The sequence below is a fragment of the Dickeya sp. NCPPB 3274 genome (genome assembly GCF_000406205.1).
Taxonomy (GTDB): Bacteria; Pseudomonadota; Gammaproteobacteria; order Enterobacterales; family Enterobacteriaceae; genus Dickeya; species Dickeya fangzhongdai.
Genome location: NZ_CM001979.1, coordinates 1,466,169 through 1,483,412, shown reverse-complemented (window position 1 = coordinate 1,483,412; position 17,244 = coordinate 1,466,169). Strand labels below are relative to the sequence as shown.

Here is a 17,244-nt window from a genome sequence, read left to right as displayed (position 1 = left end):
CCCGGCGAAGTCGCCTACCTCAGCACAGTTTTTTACGCCTGAAAGACCATCACCCTGCACTTAACGTGATGCGGCAATCTAACTGCTACCACCTACCCCTTCACCGTATCTTCGAGGAAGAAACGTCCCAGCGGGTTTTGGTAGAAGCCGCTGATGTTCTTGCGCGTGACGTTACGGTACGGGCTGTAGTAGAGATCGATCCAGTTGGCGTCGTCCTTGGCCATCTTCTGCAGGTCGATGTACATCTGTTCACGCTTTTTCGGGTCCATTTCCACCCGCGCCGCCGCCACCAGCGCTTTGACCTGGTCATTCTGATAGCGGGTCATGTAGTTCATGTTGCTGTCGTGGCCGAGCACGAAGGTGGTTTTCTGGTCCGGGTCCAGAATGTCGTTGGTCCAATAGTTGACCGAGATGTCAAAATCGCCCGCTATCAGCATGCTCCAGCTCTGGCTGGGGTCGACCTTTTGCAGATTGACGGTGACCCCGGCTTTCGCCAGCTGCTGTTGCAGCAGTACGGCGATCTGTTCATCCACTTCATCCCCGGCGTTGACCACATAATTCAGCGTTAGATCGGACGCGCCCGCCGCTTTCAGCATCTGTTTGGCTTTTTGCGGATCGTACGGGCGCTGCAGGTTGTCGGCGTAGTAATAGAGCGCCCCTTTCGGAATATACGAATTAGCGACCGAGCCGTAGTTGAACGTCACCGTCTTAACGATAGCGCTTTTATCAATCGCGTAATCCAACGCCTGACGGACCTCCACCTTGCCGAGCAACCCGTGGGAATGGTTAATCAGCAGACTGTCCTCACGGGTGGATGGATCCAGCACCACCTTCAGATTCGGGTCCTTCTGCAGCGAAACGATGCGCGAGAACGGCACCGACAGCGCGGCATCCAGCTCGCCGGCCTGCACCTTCAGCATACGGGTGTTGTCGTCCGGAATGGTTTGCCACTCCACCCCGTCCAGGCTGACGTGGTCCGCCTGCCAGTAATAGGGGTTTTTCGCCAGCACGATCCTGTCGCCGCGCGCCCAGGACTTAACGACAAACGCGCCAGAACCAATCGGTTTCTCGGCAAAGGTTTCCTCACCCAGGCTGTGGACGATTTTTTCCGGCAGCACCGAGGCGTTCGGCAGCGCCAGTTGCGACAGGAACGGTGCGGAAGGCGATTTCAGCGTTACCACCAGCGTATGCGCATCCGGCGCCGCCAGCTTATCGATGATGCTGTAAGAGTCGCGCCACAACGACTCCTTGCTGTCGCGGATACGGGTCAGGCTGAACACGGCGTCCTGCGCCGTTACCGGCGAGCCGTCGGAAAAGCGCGCCTCGCGCAACGTGAAGGTGTACACCGTGCCGTCCGGCGACACCGTCCAGCTCTGCGCCAGCCCCGGCTCCAGTTTGGTACCGGTTTTATCCACCCGGATCAGCACGTCGAACACGTTCGAGAACACCCAGTTATCAGCGTTCTGCGCCGATTTAATCGGGTCGAAGGTGGTGCTGTCCTCACGCCGTCCGATGGTGAGAATCCCGGCCGCCTGCGCCAGTTCGCTGACCAGACTGAGCGCCAGCAACACGCTGGCGGCCGCCACATTGCGCTTATACATTTTCATGGCACGACTCCCCTGTTGATACGATTGGAATGCGAGTGGAAGCGGAAAGGTCCGCGGAAACAGCGCCCACGGCGTCGGCTGGCGCCGTGGGGCAAAACGCGATGTCGCCGGCCCGCAGGCAGGCTGAATACTGACGTCCCTGAGATCGCAACGGCGGCGTTTCCTGCCGGCACGCCGCGACGGCATGCACGCAGCGCGGATGAAACGCGCAGCCGGAAGGCAGCGCCAGCGGGCTGGGTGGTTCGCCCATCAGGCCGGTGACTGGCAGTGAACGGTCAGGATCGATATCGGGAATGGCGGCGATCAACGCGGCGGTGTACGGATGCTGCGGCTGGCTGAACACCGCCTCGGTCGGCCCTTCTTCTACAATGCGCCCGAGATACATGACCGCCACCCGATCGCACAGCCGCCGCACCACCGCCAGATCGTGCGCGATAAAGATCATCGCCAGCCCCATCTGTTCGCGCAGCGACATCAACAGGTTGATGATCTGCCCCTGAATCGACACATCCAGCGCCGACACGCACTCGTCCGCCACCACCAGCTGCGGCTCCAGCGCCAGCGCGCGGGCAATCCCGGCGCGCTGACACTGCCCGCCGCTCAGGTCATGCGGGTAGCGCCGGCCGTGCTCCGGCCGCAGTCCCACCATGGACAGCAACTGGCCGACGCGCTCGGCCGTGACGGCGGGAGATAACCGTTTATGGACTTTCAGCACCTCGGCGATGCTCTGGAACAACGTCTGGCGTGGATTGAGCGAGGAAAACGGGTCCTGAAAAATCATCGCCGTCTCTTGCCGTAAGCGGGCTACGTCGCTATGCAGACCATCGCTGACCGGGATACCGTTGAAACGCACCCGACCGCGCTTTAACGTCTCCAGTTGCAACAGGGCGCGGCCCAGCGTGCTCTTGCCGCTGCCGGACTCGCCCACCAGCCCGAGGGTTTCGCCGGGGGCAATCTGCAAACTGACGCCGTTGACCGCCCGCACTTCGCGTTTTTGCCACGGAAAGCGGCCCGATACCGGGAACGTCACGTCAATCTCTTCCGCCTCCAGCAGCGGGTATATCAGTCCACTCATCCGGCCTCTCCTTCATGTTCCGTCAGCGGGTAATGGCAAGCCAGTTGCCGCGCCGTACCGTCCAGCGGCGGCGTCTGCCGCTGGCAGCGTTCGCCCGCCCGCGCACAGCGCGGTTCAAACCGGCATCCGTCGCCGAACTGTTCCGGCAACGGCGGCTGGCCGGGCAACGTACGCAACGGTCCGCCGTCGCCCGCCTGCATCGGCTGGCACGCAATCAGCGCGCGGGTATAGGGATGGCGCGGCGAAGACAGCAGCGCCCGTTTCTCCCCCAGTTCGCACAGACGGCCGCCGTACATCACCGCCATGCGGTCGCAGGTCTGCGCCACCACGCCCAAATCGTGGGTAATCATGATGATGGCGATGCCCAGTTGCTCGCGCAGTTGCGCCAGCAGCCTCAGGATCTGCATCTGCACCGTGACATCCAGCGCGGTGGTCGGCTCGTCGGCGATCAGCAGTTGCGGCTCGCAGGCCAGCGCCACGGCGATCATCGCCCGCTGGCGCATTCCGCCGGAAAATTCGTGCGGATAATTGCCGGCTCGCCGTACCGGGTCGGGGATGCCGACCTGCTGCAACAGCGCGACAGCCTCATCGCGCGCCGCGCGCCGACTGCTGCCGAAATGCAGACGCCGGCTTTCGGCGATCTGCTCGCCGATGGTCATCACCGGATTGAGATGGCTGGACGGATTCTGAAAAATCATCCCCAGCTGTCGCCCGCGCACGGTTGTCATCTGCGCGTCGCTCAGTTGCATCACATCCTGACCGTTGAGCCACGCCTCGCCGGCGGCGATACGCAGCCCCGCGCCCGGCAACAACCGCATCAGCGCCCGGCAGGTCAGGGTTTTGCCGGAACCGGATTCACCCACCAGCCCCAGCATTTCCCCTTTCTGCAAGGTAAAGGAGACCGTATCCACCAGCCGGATTCCCTGACAGTTTTCCAGCGTCAGCCCACGTACATTCAGCAGCGTCATGGCCGTGCTCCCAGTCGATCGCCCAGACCGTCCGCCAGCAGGCTAAAGCCCATCGCCAGTAGTACGATCGCCAGGCCGGGAAAGGTGGTCATCCACCATGCCGTGGTGATAAAGCTCTGCCCTTCCGCCACCATCACGCCCCACTCCGCCAGCGGCGGCTGCACCCCCAGCCCGAGATAGCTGATGGCCGCGCCGCTGAGCAGCACCAACACACAGTCGGACATCGCAAACACCAGCGAACTGGTCAGCGCGTTCGGCAACAGGTGGACGAACAGCACCCGCCAGTGGCTGTAGCCCAGGCTGCGGGCCGCCAGAATGTAATCGCGCTGGCGGAGCGTCAGCACCTGCGAGCGCACCAGCCGGGCGTAGGACACCCACCCCACCATCGCCATAGCGATATAGAAGCTAATCAGCCCAGGCCCCAGCACCGCGATAATCGCCAGCATCAACACCAGAAACGGGAACGCCAGCACCACGTCGATCACCCGCATAACCAGGGTGTCGGTCAGGCCGCCGAGGTAACCCGACAGCGCGCCCAGCAGGGTGCCGATACAAAACGGGAACACTACCCCCAGCAGGCTGATTTGCAGGTCGATACGGCTGGCCCACACCACGCGCGAGAAAATGTCGCGGCCGTAGTTGTCGGTGCCGAACAGGTAGGCGCCGCCCGGCGGCTGCAGGCTGACCGACGGGTCCTGCGCTATCGGGTCGAACGGGGCTACCCACGGCGCCAATAGCGCCAGCAAAACCCAGCACAGCAGAATCAGCGTACCGGCCAGCAGCGCAGGCTGGCGGAACCGCCGACGCGCCGCGGCAAAACGCGGAAAGAATGTGAAAGACGAAACCCGGCTCATAGACGAATCCTCGGATCCAGCGCCACCGTCAGCAGGTCGGCCAGCAGGTTGACCGTCACGGTGGCGACGGCAAACAGCATCACCACGCCCTGCACCACCATGTAATCGCGGCTGAAAATCGCCCGAACCAGCAGTTGCCCCATGCCGGGCAGCGCGAACACGCTTTCGATCACCACCGTGCCGCCAATCAGCCAGCCGATATTCACCGCCAGCAGATTGAGCGTCGGCACCAGCGAATTCGGCACCACGTGTCGCCAGAAAATCCGCCGCTCCGGCTGTCCGCGGGCGCGTGCCGCCGCCACATAGTCGCTCTTGAGTTCCGCCAGCAGGCTGGCGCGCAGGTTGCGGGTCAGCACCGCCGATAACGCCAGCGCTACCGTCAGGCACGGCAGAAACAGGTGATGCAGCCGCTCGGCCCAACTGCTGCCATAGCCCGACACCGGAAACCAGCCTAGCCGCAGGCTGAACAACAGAATCAGCATGATCCCCAGCCAGAACGCGGGAAACCCCAGCCCGGCGGTGGACACCAATCGAATGAGTTGATCCGTCAGCCCACCGTGATAACGGGCCGCCAGCGTCGCCAGCACAACAGCCAGCGACAGGGCAATCAGCACACTGCCCAGCACCAGCAGCAGCGTCGGCTCCACCCGGGACGCCACCAGCGGCAGGGTATCGATTTTGTAGACGATGGAGCGCCCCATTTCGCCGTGCAGCAGATTGCGCAGAAAGTAGAAATACTGCAGCCAGACCGGCTCATCCAGGCCGTACTGCGCGCGAATGCGGGCGATGGCGTCCGGCGTACTGCGAATGCCCAGCAGCAGGCGCGCCGGGTCGCCGGGAATGGCCCGCACCAGCAGAAAGGTGATCAGACTGATGCCGAACAGCACCGGCAGCATCTGCAACGGACGCAGCAATAAAAATCGGTAACGGTGCATGTTATTTCCCCCACGGCGCTGCACATAAACAGTGCAGTCTGCCCGGCGACGGCGTTATCGGAACCGGAACGGCGCAAGCACGCCGACGGGAAACAACAGCTCGATAGTCGTGACACTGGCGCATAAAAGCCTCAATTAACACCGCCTTAATCCGGCACTGGCATTTACGCTAGCGGTCACTCACCGCGCTGGGTAGTTAGTAAAAATGCTAGTTTTTGCGTGTAGCCAACTGGCACCCAAATTGCATTAACTTAGGAGATAAACGTCGGATTGTGTCGTGATCAATGCCGTAAGCGGGAGGGCAACCATGAGCGAGAAGACAGCCGTGAGCGGGAAGACAGCCATGAGCGAGAAGACAGCCATGAGCGAGAAGACAGCCATGAGCGAAAAAACAGCCGTGAGCGAAAAAACAGCCGTGAGCGAAAAAACAGCCGTGAGCGAAAAAACAGCCGTGAGCGAAAAAACAGCCGTGAGCAGGAAAATCGACATCGTCCCCCGAGGAGGAACCGCCGTGGAGCGGGCCGACAGCGACCATCGCGGAGCGGCGGCATTTGAACCGGCCTTCGAACGGTTGTACGACGACGTGCGGCAACTGGGGTTTGACGCGCTGATTTACGACTACACGCCGGTTCCGCGTTCGCTGGACGGCGAATTGATCACCCCGGCCCTGCTGCGCACCCGCAATGTGCCGGATGACATGGTGTCGCTATGGTGCCAGAGCGGCTACTACCAGGTCGACCCGGTACAGATCCACGCCCTCGACAGCTGCGCGCCGTTCACCTGGTCCTACTGTCGCCCGGAGAACACCTCGCTGCGCCGGGTGCTGAACGAACGGCACCGCCCGGTTTCCCACTATATGCAGGACCATAATATGCTGTGCGGCGTCACCGTGCCGATGCACCTGCCGAAAGGCGGCTTCGTCACCGTGACCGCTATTCATACCGGGCTTGATACCGACAGCGAGATCGAGACGGTGCTGGCGCGTATGGGGCTGCTGGCCCATACCTTTCAGGAACAGGTGTTCCCGCTGTTTGACCAAGCCTGGTACCTCTGCCGCCACGTGCATCTTAGCCCGCGCGAGCAGGAGTGTCTGGCCTGGTCGGCGGAAGGACTGACCGCCAAGGAGATCGCCCGCAAGCTGCACCGTTCGCTGGCGACCGTCAATCTGCACCTCAACAACGCCGCCCGCAAGCTCGGCGCCAGCAACCGCGTGCAGGCAGTGGTGCGGGCGATGCATTACCGGCTACTGTAACGCCGCCGCGTCACGGTATCGTCACATGCACCCGGCGCAGCTGGTGCAACGCCAGTCCTGCGGATTGACGGCCTGATAGAAAAAGCGGAAATAACACTCTTCAATCGGTACCTGATGCTGTTCGAAACAGTCCGCCAGCCAGTCGACGTTTTCCAGAATCCAGTCATCTTCATCCAGCCCGTCCCGGTAAAGCTCATCATCCGGGTCAATCACCGAATAAATCCCCAGTGTTCCCAGATGCTGCTCGTGGTATTTCTCCGGTAATTCAAACTCACGCCCCAGATAATGAATGATCCAGTGACCGTGACACAAAAGATTACCGTTCCGGCTCCATGATGCCGTAAAAGGATTTTGCATGATTATCTATACCCAAAATAATTCGAGTTGCAGGAAGGCGGCAACCGAGTGAATCCCCAGGAGCTTACATAAGTAAGTGACTGGGGTGAGCGAGGGCAGCCAACGCACCTGCAACTTGAAGTATGACAGGTATAAAATACCATTAATATCATTAGAATAAATATAAAATATGACAATATCTGGATAAATAAACCGGCATGAATAATACAATCTATCAGAGTGGAAAAATATATTGATACTATACCCAAAATAATTCGAGTTGCAGGAAGGCGGCAAGTGAGTGAATCCCGATGAGCTTACTCAGGTAAGTGATTCGGGTGAATGAGCGCAGCCAACACACCTGCAACTTGAAGTATGACGGGTATAAACCTATAACCCTCAATGGGTAAATAATAAAAGCATTGATGAAAGACAACGTATTTTCGATTAGCAGAGCAATACCGATAATTTCCTCTCGATAAATCCTCGTTATTCAGACGCGTCCTGCCGTCACGGTACAACCTCGTATTTTTGCTAGCTATTCACCGCCACGCGCCGGCGGTAGCGTGTGCCTGTCCATCATGAAAAAGGTATGCGTTATGTATAACGTCTGTGAGGGGTATGCCCCTTTTCGCGAGTACCAGACCTGGTACCGGGTCTGTGGCGATCTCGCCTCGCCGCTGACGCCGCTGGTGGTGGCGCACGGCGGCCCCGGTTGCACCCACGATTATGTGGACGCATTTCGCGACCTCGCCCAAACCGGCCGGGCGGTGATCCATTACGATCAGACAGGCAACGGCCGTTCCACCCATTTGCGCGACAAACCGGCCGGGTTCTGGCAGGTATCGCTGTTTCTGGATGAACTCGACAACCTGCTGCGCCACCTTGGCATCGCGCAGCGCTATGCCTTGCTGGGCCAATCGTGGGGCGGCATGCTGGCGGCGGAACATGCCGTGCGGCAACCGGCTGGGTTGCAGGGGCTGGTGATCGCAAACTCGCCCGCCTCCATGGCATTGTGGCTGTCCGCCGCCGCCCGACTGCGCGCCGCCCTACCGCCGACGGTGCAGGCCACGTTGCTGGCTCACGAGCAGGCCGGCACGCTAGACAGCGATGACTATCGCGCCGCCAGCCAGGTGTTTTACCAGCGCCATGTTTGCCGGCTCGATCCCTGGCCGGACGAGGTGAAACGCACCTTTGACGCGATGGACGACGATCCAACCGTCTACCACGCCATGAACGGGCCGACCGAGTTCCACGTGATCGGTTCCATGAAAGACTGGAGCATCATCGACCGTCTGCATGCCATCAGCGTGCCGACATTGCTGATTTCCGGCGAGTACGACGAAGCGGCCCCCGAGGTGGTGCAGCCCTTCGCCGACCACATCCGCCACAGCGAATGGGTGATCTTCCGGCACTCCAGCCACATGCCGCACGTAGAAGAGCGCGCCGCCTGCATGGCGGTGGTCGGCGAGTTTCTTGAACGCCTGCCCTGATGCCGCCTCGCGCCGTCCGCTAATCGCACGGCGTACCGACCCGAAATGTTGATACGCCGCAAACGTTTATTCACAGAATCGCTTTATAACTGATTCACCACCCCGCCCGGCGAAGATGGGACTGGGGTTTCTGGTCTATGATGAAAAGGCCGTCACGTTGCCCGGCAAGCGAGCACATGCCGGACTGATGTTCATGGCGAACCAACACGCGATTGACAGAAAGGAGAGCGTTATATGTCAGGCAGTAAAAAGAAAAAGAGCCCGATTGGACTGGATGTGCAGCAGTCTGAAAAGATTGCCGCCAAACTGAACACCTTGCTGGCCAACTACCAGATTCTTTATATGAATGTGCGCGGTTATCACTGGAACATTTCCGGTGCGGCTTTTTTCGAACTTCACGCCAAGTTTGAGGAAATCTACAACGAACTGCTGTTGAAAATCGACGAACTGGCGGAACGTATTCTGGCGCTGGGCGCCCAACCGCTGCATGCCTACAGCGACTACCTGAAAGTGGCGGACATCAAAGAAGACGTCAACGCTACCGACGGCAAAAAAACGCTGGCAGGGTTGCTGGCCGGTTATGCCGTGCTGCTGCAACAGCAGCGGGAAATCCTGCCGCTGGCGGCGGAAGCCAGCGATGAAGGCACCGCGTCGCTGATGACCGATTACATCAAAGAGCAGGAAAAACAGATCTGGATGTTCAACGCCTACCTGAAATAACCCCGGCCCGACACCTCATCATCACCCCGCCCGTTCAGGGCGGGGTTCATGCATCGACGGCGTTTTACCGCACACCGGCGCTATCTGTATGACTTAAGGTAGTGTGACGATCTCAATCCAGTTGGCGCCTTTACCGGTCGGGAAACGCCCGGTCAGCGACAGTTCGCCGCTGGTTTGATTGATGCGATACACCGACAACTGATCGGATTTCTCCGTCGCCTGCCGCTGAAACATAGACTGCGCTAGCCGTCAGGCACATACCAGGCTTTCGTCCCTTCAGTATGAAATTGATTTAGTTATGGGATCGAAAGAAGCCGTGCCTGTACAAGATGGTCATGAAATATCATGCTGTTATCCGCCATCGGAGCTTGTTTCTGAGCACATGGTCGACTAATCGGAGGCATCACCTCATTCTTGAGCATATTCAATATTCGCCCAAGCAGTAGAGCGCGATTGCACTAGCAATCCATAACGAATGAATGCAATCATCATTGTTACATTTTTCCCTGCGACCGAGCATTGTCCGTTAGGGCAGTGACCGACAACCAGTACCTCAATCATATTGCCTGTACATGAACGTTTCCCGGGGGTAGAAATGCAATGCATTATGTATTTTTTTCCGCACTTGTCCTGCAAACTATCTGAAACGATTACAACTCTGTAGTCCACTGCCGCCAGATCAACTGTGGATACATTTCCGCAGCCCTGAATAAACCCACCAGGCTTAGTAACGTTATTCCCATAGAAGCTGATAGTCCCAACATCCGCAAATGCAGTTGCAGATATTGACATGAATATTAAATAGCAGGAAATAGTGATCAGTTTTCGCATGTTGATTACACCTTTATTTCCAAAACAGTTTATATTACAAGCCTCACAGACTATCCCAACAGTATTTGACTCCATAATAATGCTGGCTAACTGCTGTCAGTATCCGGTGGCATGGGCCTCAAACAGGAACAATATGCGGACCTTATTCGGCCACAGCAGCACCAAGCGTATACATCCATTGATCCTGCTGCGCGGGATGGCTGAATAGCACAGCCGAAAACCGCGCTGCTCACAAACGCTGGCGACAGAAAAATCACCATAAAACTGCCTCCCGGTAATCTCGTTCATGTCTGACAGCACTGACATAACTTTACACTTTATATAATAACACTGAGTTATTATTTTGATTTCAATTTGCAATCATTGGTAAAAACACTGTATTTCATACAGTTAAAAATACCTGTACAGACCTACGTCTTCCTGATCTCATTCATGCAGTGTCTGGCGAGAAGTCACACAACGATGGATGGGTGCACCGGGAACAATCGGCAACATCAGCTCCAGCTCTCTGACCTGATGTGACGAGTGGCAACAAGTCCAGTCCAGGTACCTTGCTCCCATCGTCCTCCCGATGACTTTTTCTGGAATCTCAATTCGCATCCGGCGATCTTTAACGCCGATATCGGGGCCTGAGTATCCTGCGCCTTCAGGCGCGTGTTTGAACAACGTTTACGCTGGCTCGTAAGAGTGCCCCGTTCCCATCAGGATTCATCATTTAGCTACCAGCCTGAGGTCAAGGAGAGACGGTTCGGGTCTCTCCTTAAGTGGTGCGTGCAATGAAATGGCAAAGCAACGACACCGTTTATCCCGCACGAAATCATGAACGGGTCAGACAGGCATCACCGTTCACAAAACAACATGGTTGTTTGCCAACAGCCTCGATCAGAAATCGACATTGACGCCCAGTTGGAAGGTACGTCCCGGCATCACGGCCAGTTCGCGGTTGTAGCCATCCTGAGCGGTGCTCTGCGTCAGTTGACGGCTGCTCAGGTAGTCCCAGTATTTACGGTCGGTCAGGTTATAAACGCCGCCGCTCAGCCGCACATTCGGCAGCACGCGCCAGTAGGCGGTCAAGTCCACCAGTCCGTACCCCGGCACGCGCATATACTGGGTGGTCGAATCGGTCAGCGCCGCGCCGGTATTGTTATACGTCTGACGGTTGTTGGCGGTGGCGCGCTTGCCTTTCTGGAACGTCGACGTGATGGCCGCGCCGTAGCGGTTATCCGCGTCATCCCAGGCCAGCCCCACCACCGCTTTCACCGGCGCTACGCTGTCGAGGTCGACGTATTTGTCGCCCAAATAGCGGGATTTCGATTTACCTTCGTTATAGCCGATCGCCATCGTGGTGCTAAACCCGCCGAGCGCGTCAAACCAGGTGCCCCACTGCACGCGGCTGCTGAATTCCGCGCCGTAGATATAAGCCTTGTCGCGGTTTTCCATCTGGTAAGCGGTATAGATATTCGACGGTACGTTGGTGAACTTTTCCGGATTAGCCGCACGGGTATAGCGGGTGTTGGCGATAAAGTTCTTGTAGTCGTTGTAGAACACGGCGGTGCGGAAGGTCACCCCGTCGGTCATGTCGCCTTTCAGACCCCACTCATAGTTGTTGCTGGTTTCGGTTTCCAGATTACTGTTGCCGATCAGCGCGTACTGCGCGCGGCCGGCATAGCTGGAGCCCAGACTCCAGGAGCCGTACAGCTGGCTGGCGTCCGGGAACTGGGCGCCGCGGCGATACTGCAGGTAGGTGCTCAGGCGCGGCGTCAGTTCATACTGCAGACTGAGCGACGGCAGCACTTCGGTGTCGCGGGTGGTCTTGCCGTACAACGACTGCACATCGTTCGTGGTGATCGCGCTGCTGCCCGCGCTCAGGCTGGACAGGTTGCGTGACTTGGTGCTCTGGTGCGCCACCCGCACCCCAGGGGTGATCGCCAGTGTCCTGCCGGCCAGTTCAACCTCCATCTTATCCTGCACAAAGCCGCCCAGACTGTAGCTACGGCTATCCGCTTCCGGCTGCATGACGACATTGGCCCCCGTCTGAGCCGGCGACTGATGGAACGGACGCTCGGTATCGGACTGTTGGGCGTTGAAGCCCCAGGTGAACTGGTGCATACCGACGGATTTCAACAGGCTGGTTTCGATGCCGTAGGTTCTGACGTTGTAGTCGGAGTTGACCTTCTGCATGCTGCCGTCGTCCAGCGGCAGGTCGGTGTCGTCTTTCGCGGTGGAACGTTGGGCGTAGATGCGGGAATCCACCGCATCCACCCAGCCGGTGTTGGTGGCGGAGGTCCAGTTGTGGCGCAGGCTGCCGCTCCAGCGCTCGCTGTCGCTGTCCTGCTGCGAGGTGCCGACGATGCTGGTGCCGAAGTTATTCCAGCCGTCGTAGTGCGTGTGCGAGGTCTTGCTGTAGTAGTCGAGCGTCCCGGTGAAACGGTGCTGATCGTTAGGCTGCCAGATAGCCGAAGTCATCACCGCCGTTGAATGCCAGTTGAGCGGATAGGCGGACAACTGGTCGCTGTTGGTGCGCGTTTCCTGCCCGTCACGACGGCTGATCACCGCAATGCCGCGCAGGGTCTGATCGCCGCCGGCGACGGTGACGCCGTTGTGCCAGCTGCGGCTGGCGGAGTCGTAGTCGCTCTGATAACCGACATAGTGGTCTTTCTGCGCGGATAAATACTGATCGGGCGATTTGGGGCGGAACGACACCGCGCCGCCGATGGCGTTATTGGCGCGTTCGATCGGCGTCGCGCCCGCGTCGATGCTCACCAGGCCGTACATGTACGGGTCGATGTAATCGCGGCCGATGCCGAAGGTATTCAGCCCCGGACGCCCGGCGTAACTACGGCCGGTGGCGTTGGGCAACGGGATGCCGTCTACATCGATTGCCACCCGGTTGCTCTCCAGACCGCGGATGTTGTAGCCGGTGTACCCGCCGCGATCGAACCCGCTTTTACCGGCGCCGGAACCGCCGCTGACGCCGGTGGCGCTCACCAGCGGCTGATAGCGCATGATAGAACCGAAGTCGTTGCCGCCGTTCTTTTGCATGTCGCTGTCGGTTATCGTGATGGTGGTGCCCGGTTTGGTCACGCGCGGCGACATCACCGTCATCTGATCGCCGGACCCACCAGCGGCGGTTTTGTCCGCCGACACGGCTTTTTTCGTCCCACTGTCCGTCGTGGTCGATGGCGTCGTGGTGGTCGATGGCGTCGTCGTCGATGATGTCGCTGTGTTCGCGTCCGCCGCCAGCGTTGGGCAGGCAAGACCGGTCAATACGCCGGTCAAAAGGATCCGGTTTAACCCGGTGCGATGCTTTTCTTTGTTGTGCAAGAACATACTGCAACCTCAATAGTGGATGTCATTATCTTCTTGCTCAGGGATTGCCAAACAGTATCATTTCAACCAGTTACGGTTGGAATACCCGTTATATTTCACGTTGCCGGCGCGTCAGCCGTCTGCCTGCAACCCATCGGGTACGATCGTTGTTATTATAATGGTCGAACTTTTTTCTTCATCGGCGCGCCACGCGCGTCTTAACGGCGCAACGCCACCTGCGGCATACCGGTGTCGCCGTGCGGGCTGACCAACACCTCCGCCTGATACCAGCGCTGAATCGCGGCTTCGGTCAACACCTGCGTCGGCGCGCCTTCCGCGACCTTGCGTCCGCCTTGCATCACCACCACCCGGTCGGCCCATAACGACGCCAGATTGAGATCGTGCAATACGCAGCACACCGCCAGTTTCCCTGCTTCAGTCAGCGACTTCAGCAATCGCAACAGCCGTTGCTGATAGAACAAATCCAGCGCCGAGGTGGGTTCGTCCAGAAACAGCCAGCCTTGCGGGCCGTCGTCCTGCCAGAGCTGGGCCAGCGCCTGCGCCAGCCGGACACGTTGCTGCTCGCCGCCGGACAACTGCGGATATAACCGCTGCCGCAGGTGCCCACAACCGGTCAGCGCCAGCACCGCGGACACCACGTCCGGCTCCGGCGTATCGCGCCAGGGGGTTCGCCCCATCGCCACCACGTCTTCCACGCGGAACGACGCGCTCAGCGTATTATCCTGACGCATCACCGCCCGCTGACGCGCCAGCGCGCCCGGCGACCAGTTGGTCAACGCCCGGCCATCAAGCCGGCACTCGCCCCGCTGCGGGGTCAGATAACCGGTCAGCAGCCGCAACAGGGTGGATTTACCCGCGCCGTTAGGCCCGATCAACGCCACCAGTTCGCCCGGAGCCAGCGTCAGCGATACATCGTCAATCAGGGTCCGGCCGCCGGCAACCTGATAGCGCAACTGACTCGCCGCCAGTAGCGCAAAACGCGGTTCAGCCATGTTGTCGCCTCAGTATCAACCACAAAAACCACGGGCCGCCGATCAGACAGGTCAACAACCCTACCGGCATTTCCGCCGGCACCACCACCGTGCGGGACAGCGTATCCGCCAGCAACAGCAGCAACGCCCCGCCCAGCGACGAGCCCGGCAACAGCCAGCGGTGATCCGCACCCAGCAGCAGCCGCATCAGGTGCGGCGTGATCAGGCCGACAAAAGCGATGACTCCGCTGACCGACACCGCCGCCGCCACCAGCACCGCGCACAGAATCACTACCCGGCGCCGGGTGCGGTGCACATCCACGCCAAGGTAATGCGCTTCCTCGTCGCCCAGTTGCAGCAGGTTGAGCGGCGACGCCAGCCGTTGCAGCCACCATACGCACGGCACCACCAGCGACGCCACCGCCGCCACCGTCACCCACTGCGCCTGTCCCATACTGCCCATGCCCCACAGCGACAGCTGGCGCAGTTGCTGATCGTTGCTGATCCACGCCAGCAGACCGGTGACGGCGCTGCCGATGGCGTTGATGGCAATGCCCACCAGCAACAGGCGCGACAGGGAGCGATCCCCCGTCAGGCTGAGGGAGAACAGCAGCAGCATGATCAGCAAACTGCCGACAAAGGCGGCCAGCAGCGGCAGGTACAGCGCCAGCAGCGTCGGCAACGCCAGCGGAAACAGTATCGCCAGCGCCACGCCGACGGCCGCCCCGCTGCTGACCCCCAGCAATACCGGGTCCGCCAGCGGATTGCGAAACAGCCCCTGCATCCCGGCGCCGGACAACGCCAGCGCCATCCCCACCAGCAACGCCAGCACCACCCGCGGCAGGCGAATATACAGCCACACCTGCCACGCCATGCTGTCGATCGGACGGGTCATCAACTGCGTCAATGACACCGGCATCGCACCGCTACCGGCGGCGATTAACGCCAGCAGCGCCAGCGCGCCCGCCATCGCCAGCAGCGTCAAACGCGGAGGCAGGCTCACTTCGCCGCATCCACCGCCTGACGCAGGCGCAACAGCGCCGCGGGCGTATCCAGACTAAAGCCCAGCAGCGCCATATCATCGACAATCAGTAACCGTTTGTGCTTGCCTGCCGGCGTCAGCGCCAGCCCCGGCAGTTTCCACACCGCCGCGTCGCCGCCCAACGATTTCGCGCCATCGGTGGTGATCACCACCCAGTCCGGCTGGCTCGCTACCACCCCCTCCTGCGACAACGGCTGATAGCGGTTGAAACCCTGCATCGCGTTCTGCAATCCGGCGGCGCGGAACGCTGCGTCCGCCGCGGTGCTCTGTCCGGCCGCCATCGCGCCCATGCCGCTATGACTGAGGATAAACAACATGCGGGCCGACGCCGGTTGCGACGGTATCGCCGCCAGTTGCTGTTTCACCTGTTGCGCCAGCGCTTCGCCGCGCGGCGTCACACCCAGCGCGCCGGCGATCGCCTGAATCTTTTCGCCGATACCGTCGACCGTTTGCGGCTCCGGCACCGTCACCACACGCACACCCCGGCTGGCCACCTGTTCCAGCACCGTGGATGGTTGCGCCAGCGCGCTCGCCAGTACCAGCGTCGGTTGCATCGACAGAATGCCTTCCGCGTTTAGCTGCCGCATGTAGCCGACATTCGGCAGTGATGTCACCGCCTCGGGGTGCAGACTGGTGCTATCGCGCGCCACCACCTTGTCGCCCGCCTGCAGCGCAAACACAATCTGCGTGACATCGCCGCCAATCGTCACCACCCGGTCGGCAGCCAGCAGCGATAACGGCAGCCACAGCAACATCAGACACAGCGTTCTCATGCCGCAGCCTCCGGCGTTACCAACGACATCACCTGCTCACGCCAACGCGCCTGCTCCGGTTCCCCTTCCGACCGCTGACCAAACAGCTGGGCGATCGGCGTGCCGTCGGCGGCGAACAGCTCCAGGCTGGTGACAATGCCGTCTTTGGTCGGTTTACGCGTCACCCAGCTTTCCGCGATGGCGTCTTCCACCAGATGCAGCGTGAAGTCACGGTTGAACACATTCAGCCAGTTCTCCATCGGCGTCACTTTTTCAATTACGCCGGTGAAAATCTGCACGCAGCCGCGGTTGCCGACAAAAATCATGATTTCGTTGCCCGCCTGCTGGGCGGCATGCAGCAAAGCGCCCAGCGCCTGATTGTCCACCTGGCAGGCCAAATCGTCGCTGACGGCGCGAAACGCCTGCGGGCGCGTGACATTATGGCGCTTAAGCAGCGGGAAGAACTGATGCACGTCGGTCATCGCCCGCCACTCCTGCTCCAGTAACGCGGCGTCCGGCGCAGCGGCCGGGGCGTCGACCGGCGCGGGTTGCAGCGCCAGCGGCGGGTTATCCGCCAGCATGAAGCCGTCGATCAGCGCCTGCCAGACGGACAGCTCCGTGTTGTCGGTGGCATAGACCTTGAGCACCGCATCGCCGTAGCGATCAAAAAACTGAATGCTGCGGCGCTCGCCGCGCGCGGTCTGTTCCGTCAGCGCAAACGCGCTATCCCACTGCTCGGGAAACAGGCGCAGGTCCAGCCCGCGCGGATTGAGCACCAGACCGACGTGTTCACCGATGCGCTGATTGCGGTAAGCCCCGACCTGCTCATGCACCGCGTATTCATTGCGGGTGATGGACTTGGTTTCGCCGACTGATTCCAGCCCGGCCAGCAGCGCTCGCATGTCGCCGGACAGGCGGCGAGCGTCATGCCCGACGCGCAGCGACGTCAGCGCCGCTTCGCTCAGCCCCATCATGCGGGCCAAATCCCGGGCGTACTTGCGCGGATGCTCAACTTTCAGTTGCAGATAGTGTGTGTAGTGGTGATGCATGAGCCAAAACTCCCTCGACAGCGCCGTCC

At 60.1% G+C, this 17,244-nt stretch carries 16 protein-coding genes and 1 pseudogene; 3 read left to right on the top strand and 14 right to left on the bottom strand.

Translation table 11 applies throughout. The annotated features are described in order from the left end of the window. Positions 1-92: 92 nt before the first annotated feature. The 6 genes from DXX3274_RS07405 to DXX3274_RS23955 form a co-directional block, all read right to left on the bottom strand. Positions 93-1,607, bottom strand: a complete 1,515-nt coding sequence (locus DXX3274_RS07405; RefSeq protein WP_042859262.1) for an ABC transporter substrate-binding protein — start codon at positions 1,605-1,607, stop codon at positions 93-95. Next, positions 1,594-2,682, bottom strand: a complete 1,089-nt coding sequence (locus tag DXX3274_RS07400; protein WP_084478727.1) for an ABC transporter ATP-binding protein — start codon at positions 2,680-2,682, stop codon at positions 1,594-1,596. Before DXX3274_RS07400 ends, DXX3274_RS07405 begins: the two co-directional genes overlap by 14 nt. After that, the gene (locus tag DXX3274_RS07395; RefSeq protein ID WP_042859261.1) at positions 2,679-3,650 is read right to left on the bottom strand and encodes an ABC transporter ATP-binding protein; all 972 of its coding nucleotides are present in this window, start codon (positions 3,648-3,650) and stop codon (positions 2,679-2,681) included. Before DXX3274_RS07395 ends, DXX3274_RS07400 begins: the two co-directional genes overlap by 4 nt. Then, on the bottom strand, positions 3,647-4,504 hold the full coding sequence (locus DXX3274_RS07390; protein WP_042859260.1) for an ABC transporter permease: 858 nt from the start codon (positions 4,502-4,504) through the stop codon (positions 3,647-3,649). The genes DXX3274_RS07395 and DXX3274_RS07390 overlap by 4 nt, the downstream gene beginning before the upstream one ends. Beyond that, entirely contained in the window at positions 4,501-5,439 is a 939-nt protein-coding gene (locus DXX3274_RS07385) for an ABC transporter permease (protein ID WP_042859259.1), read from the bottom strand. Before DXX3274_RS07385 ends, DXX3274_RS07390 begins: the two co-directional genes overlap by 4 nt. Positions 5,440-5,685: 246 nt before the next feature. Further along, entirely contained in the window at positions 5,686-5,928 is a 243-nt protein-coding gene (locus DXX3274_RS23955; protein ID WP_193747096.1) for a hypothetical protein, read from the bottom strand. 22 nt (positions 5,929-5,950) lie between these two features. Between DXX3274_RS23955 and DXX3274_RS07380 the strand changes: the two genes are divergently transcribed. Then, a complete protein-coding gene (locus DXX3274_RS07380) occupies positions 5,951-6,691 on the top strand; it encodes a LuxR family transcriptional regulator (protein ID WP_042861932.1) in 741 nt (246 codons plus the stop codon). A gap of 21 nt (positions 6,692-6,712) precedes the next feature. Here DXX3274_RS07380 and DXX3274_RS07375 read toward each other — a convergent pair whose 3' ends face one another. Beyond that, entirely contained in the window at positions 6,713-7,048 is a 336-nt protein-coding gene (locus DXX3274_RS07375; protein ID WP_042859258.1) for a hypothetical protein, read from the bottom strand. A 578-nt stretch (positions 7,049-7,626) separates the two neighbouring features. Here DXX3274_RS07375 and DXX3274_RS07370 point away from each other — a divergent pair. Both DXX3274_RS07370 and DXX3274_RS07365 read left to right on the top strand, forming a co-directional pair. Beyond that, complete coding sequence (locus tag DXX3274_RS07370) at positions 7,627-8,520, top strand: proline iminopeptidase-family hydrolase (protein ID WP_042859257.1); 894 nt, start codon at positions 7,627-7,629, stop codon at positions 8,518-8,520. 234 nt (positions 8,521-8,754) lie between these two features. After that, positions 8,755-9,240, top strand: coding sequence for a Dps family protein (locus DXX3274_RS07365; RefSeq protein ID WP_038918391.1), 486 nt, complete (start codon positions 8,755-8,757; stop codon positions 9,238-9,240). Between the two features lie 93 nt (positions 9,241-9,333). Here DXX3274_RS07365 and DXX3274_RS23655 read toward each other — a convergent pair. The 7 genes and pseudogenes from DXX3274_RS23655 to DXX3274_RS07340 all read right to left on the bottom strand — a co-directional run. After that, a pseudogene (locus DXX3274_RS23655) lies at positions 9,334-9,453 on the bottom strand (lactonase family protein); the annotation flags it as partial. 195 nt (positions 9,454-9,648) lie between these two features. Next, complete coding sequence (locus tag DXX3274_RS22720; RefSeq protein WP_071603923.1) at positions 9,649-10,071, bottom strand: hypothetical protein; 423 nt, start codon at positions 10,069-10,071, stop codon at positions 9,649-9,651. An 882-nt stretch (positions 10,072-10,953) separates the two neighbouring features. Further along, positions 10,954-13,401, bottom strand: coding sequence for a TonB-dependent receptor domain-containing protein (locus tag DXX3274_RS07360; protein WP_050569824.1), 2,448 nt, complete (start codon positions 13,399-13,401; stop codon positions 10,954-10,956). 197 nt (positions 13,402-13,598) lie between these two features. Next, positions 13,599-14,393, bottom strand: coding sequence for a heme ABC transporter ATP-binding protein (locus DXX3274_RS07355; RefSeq protein WP_042859256.1), 795 nt, complete (start codon positions 14,391-14,393; stop codon positions 13,599-13,601). Further along, positions 14,386-15,342, bottom strand: coding sequence for an iron ABC transporter permease (locus DXX3274_RS07350; RefSeq protein WP_050569940.1), 957 nt, complete (start codon positions 15,340-15,342; stop codon positions 14,386-14,388). The genes DXX3274_RS07355 and DXX3274_RS07350 overlap by 8 nt, the downstream gene beginning before the upstream one ends. Before the next feature lie 29 nt (positions 15,343-15,371). Then, positions 15,372-16,187 carry a hemin ABC transporter substrate-binding protein gene (locus DXX3274_RS07345; RefSeq protein WP_042859254.1) on the bottom strand — a complete coding sequence of 272 codons (816 nt, stop codon included), beginning with the start codon at positions 16,185-16,187 and terminating at the stop codon, positions 15,372-15,374. Beyond that, positions 16,184-17,215 (bottom strand): hemin-degrading factor, encoded by a 1,032-nt coding sequence (locus DXX3274_RS07340; protein ID WP_042859253.1) that lies wholly within the window; start codon positions 17,213-17,215, stop codon positions 16,184-16,186. Before DXX3274_RS07340 ends, DXX3274_RS07345 begins: the two co-directional genes overlap by 4 nt. Between the last annotated feature and the right edge of the window lie 29 nt (positions 17,216-17,244).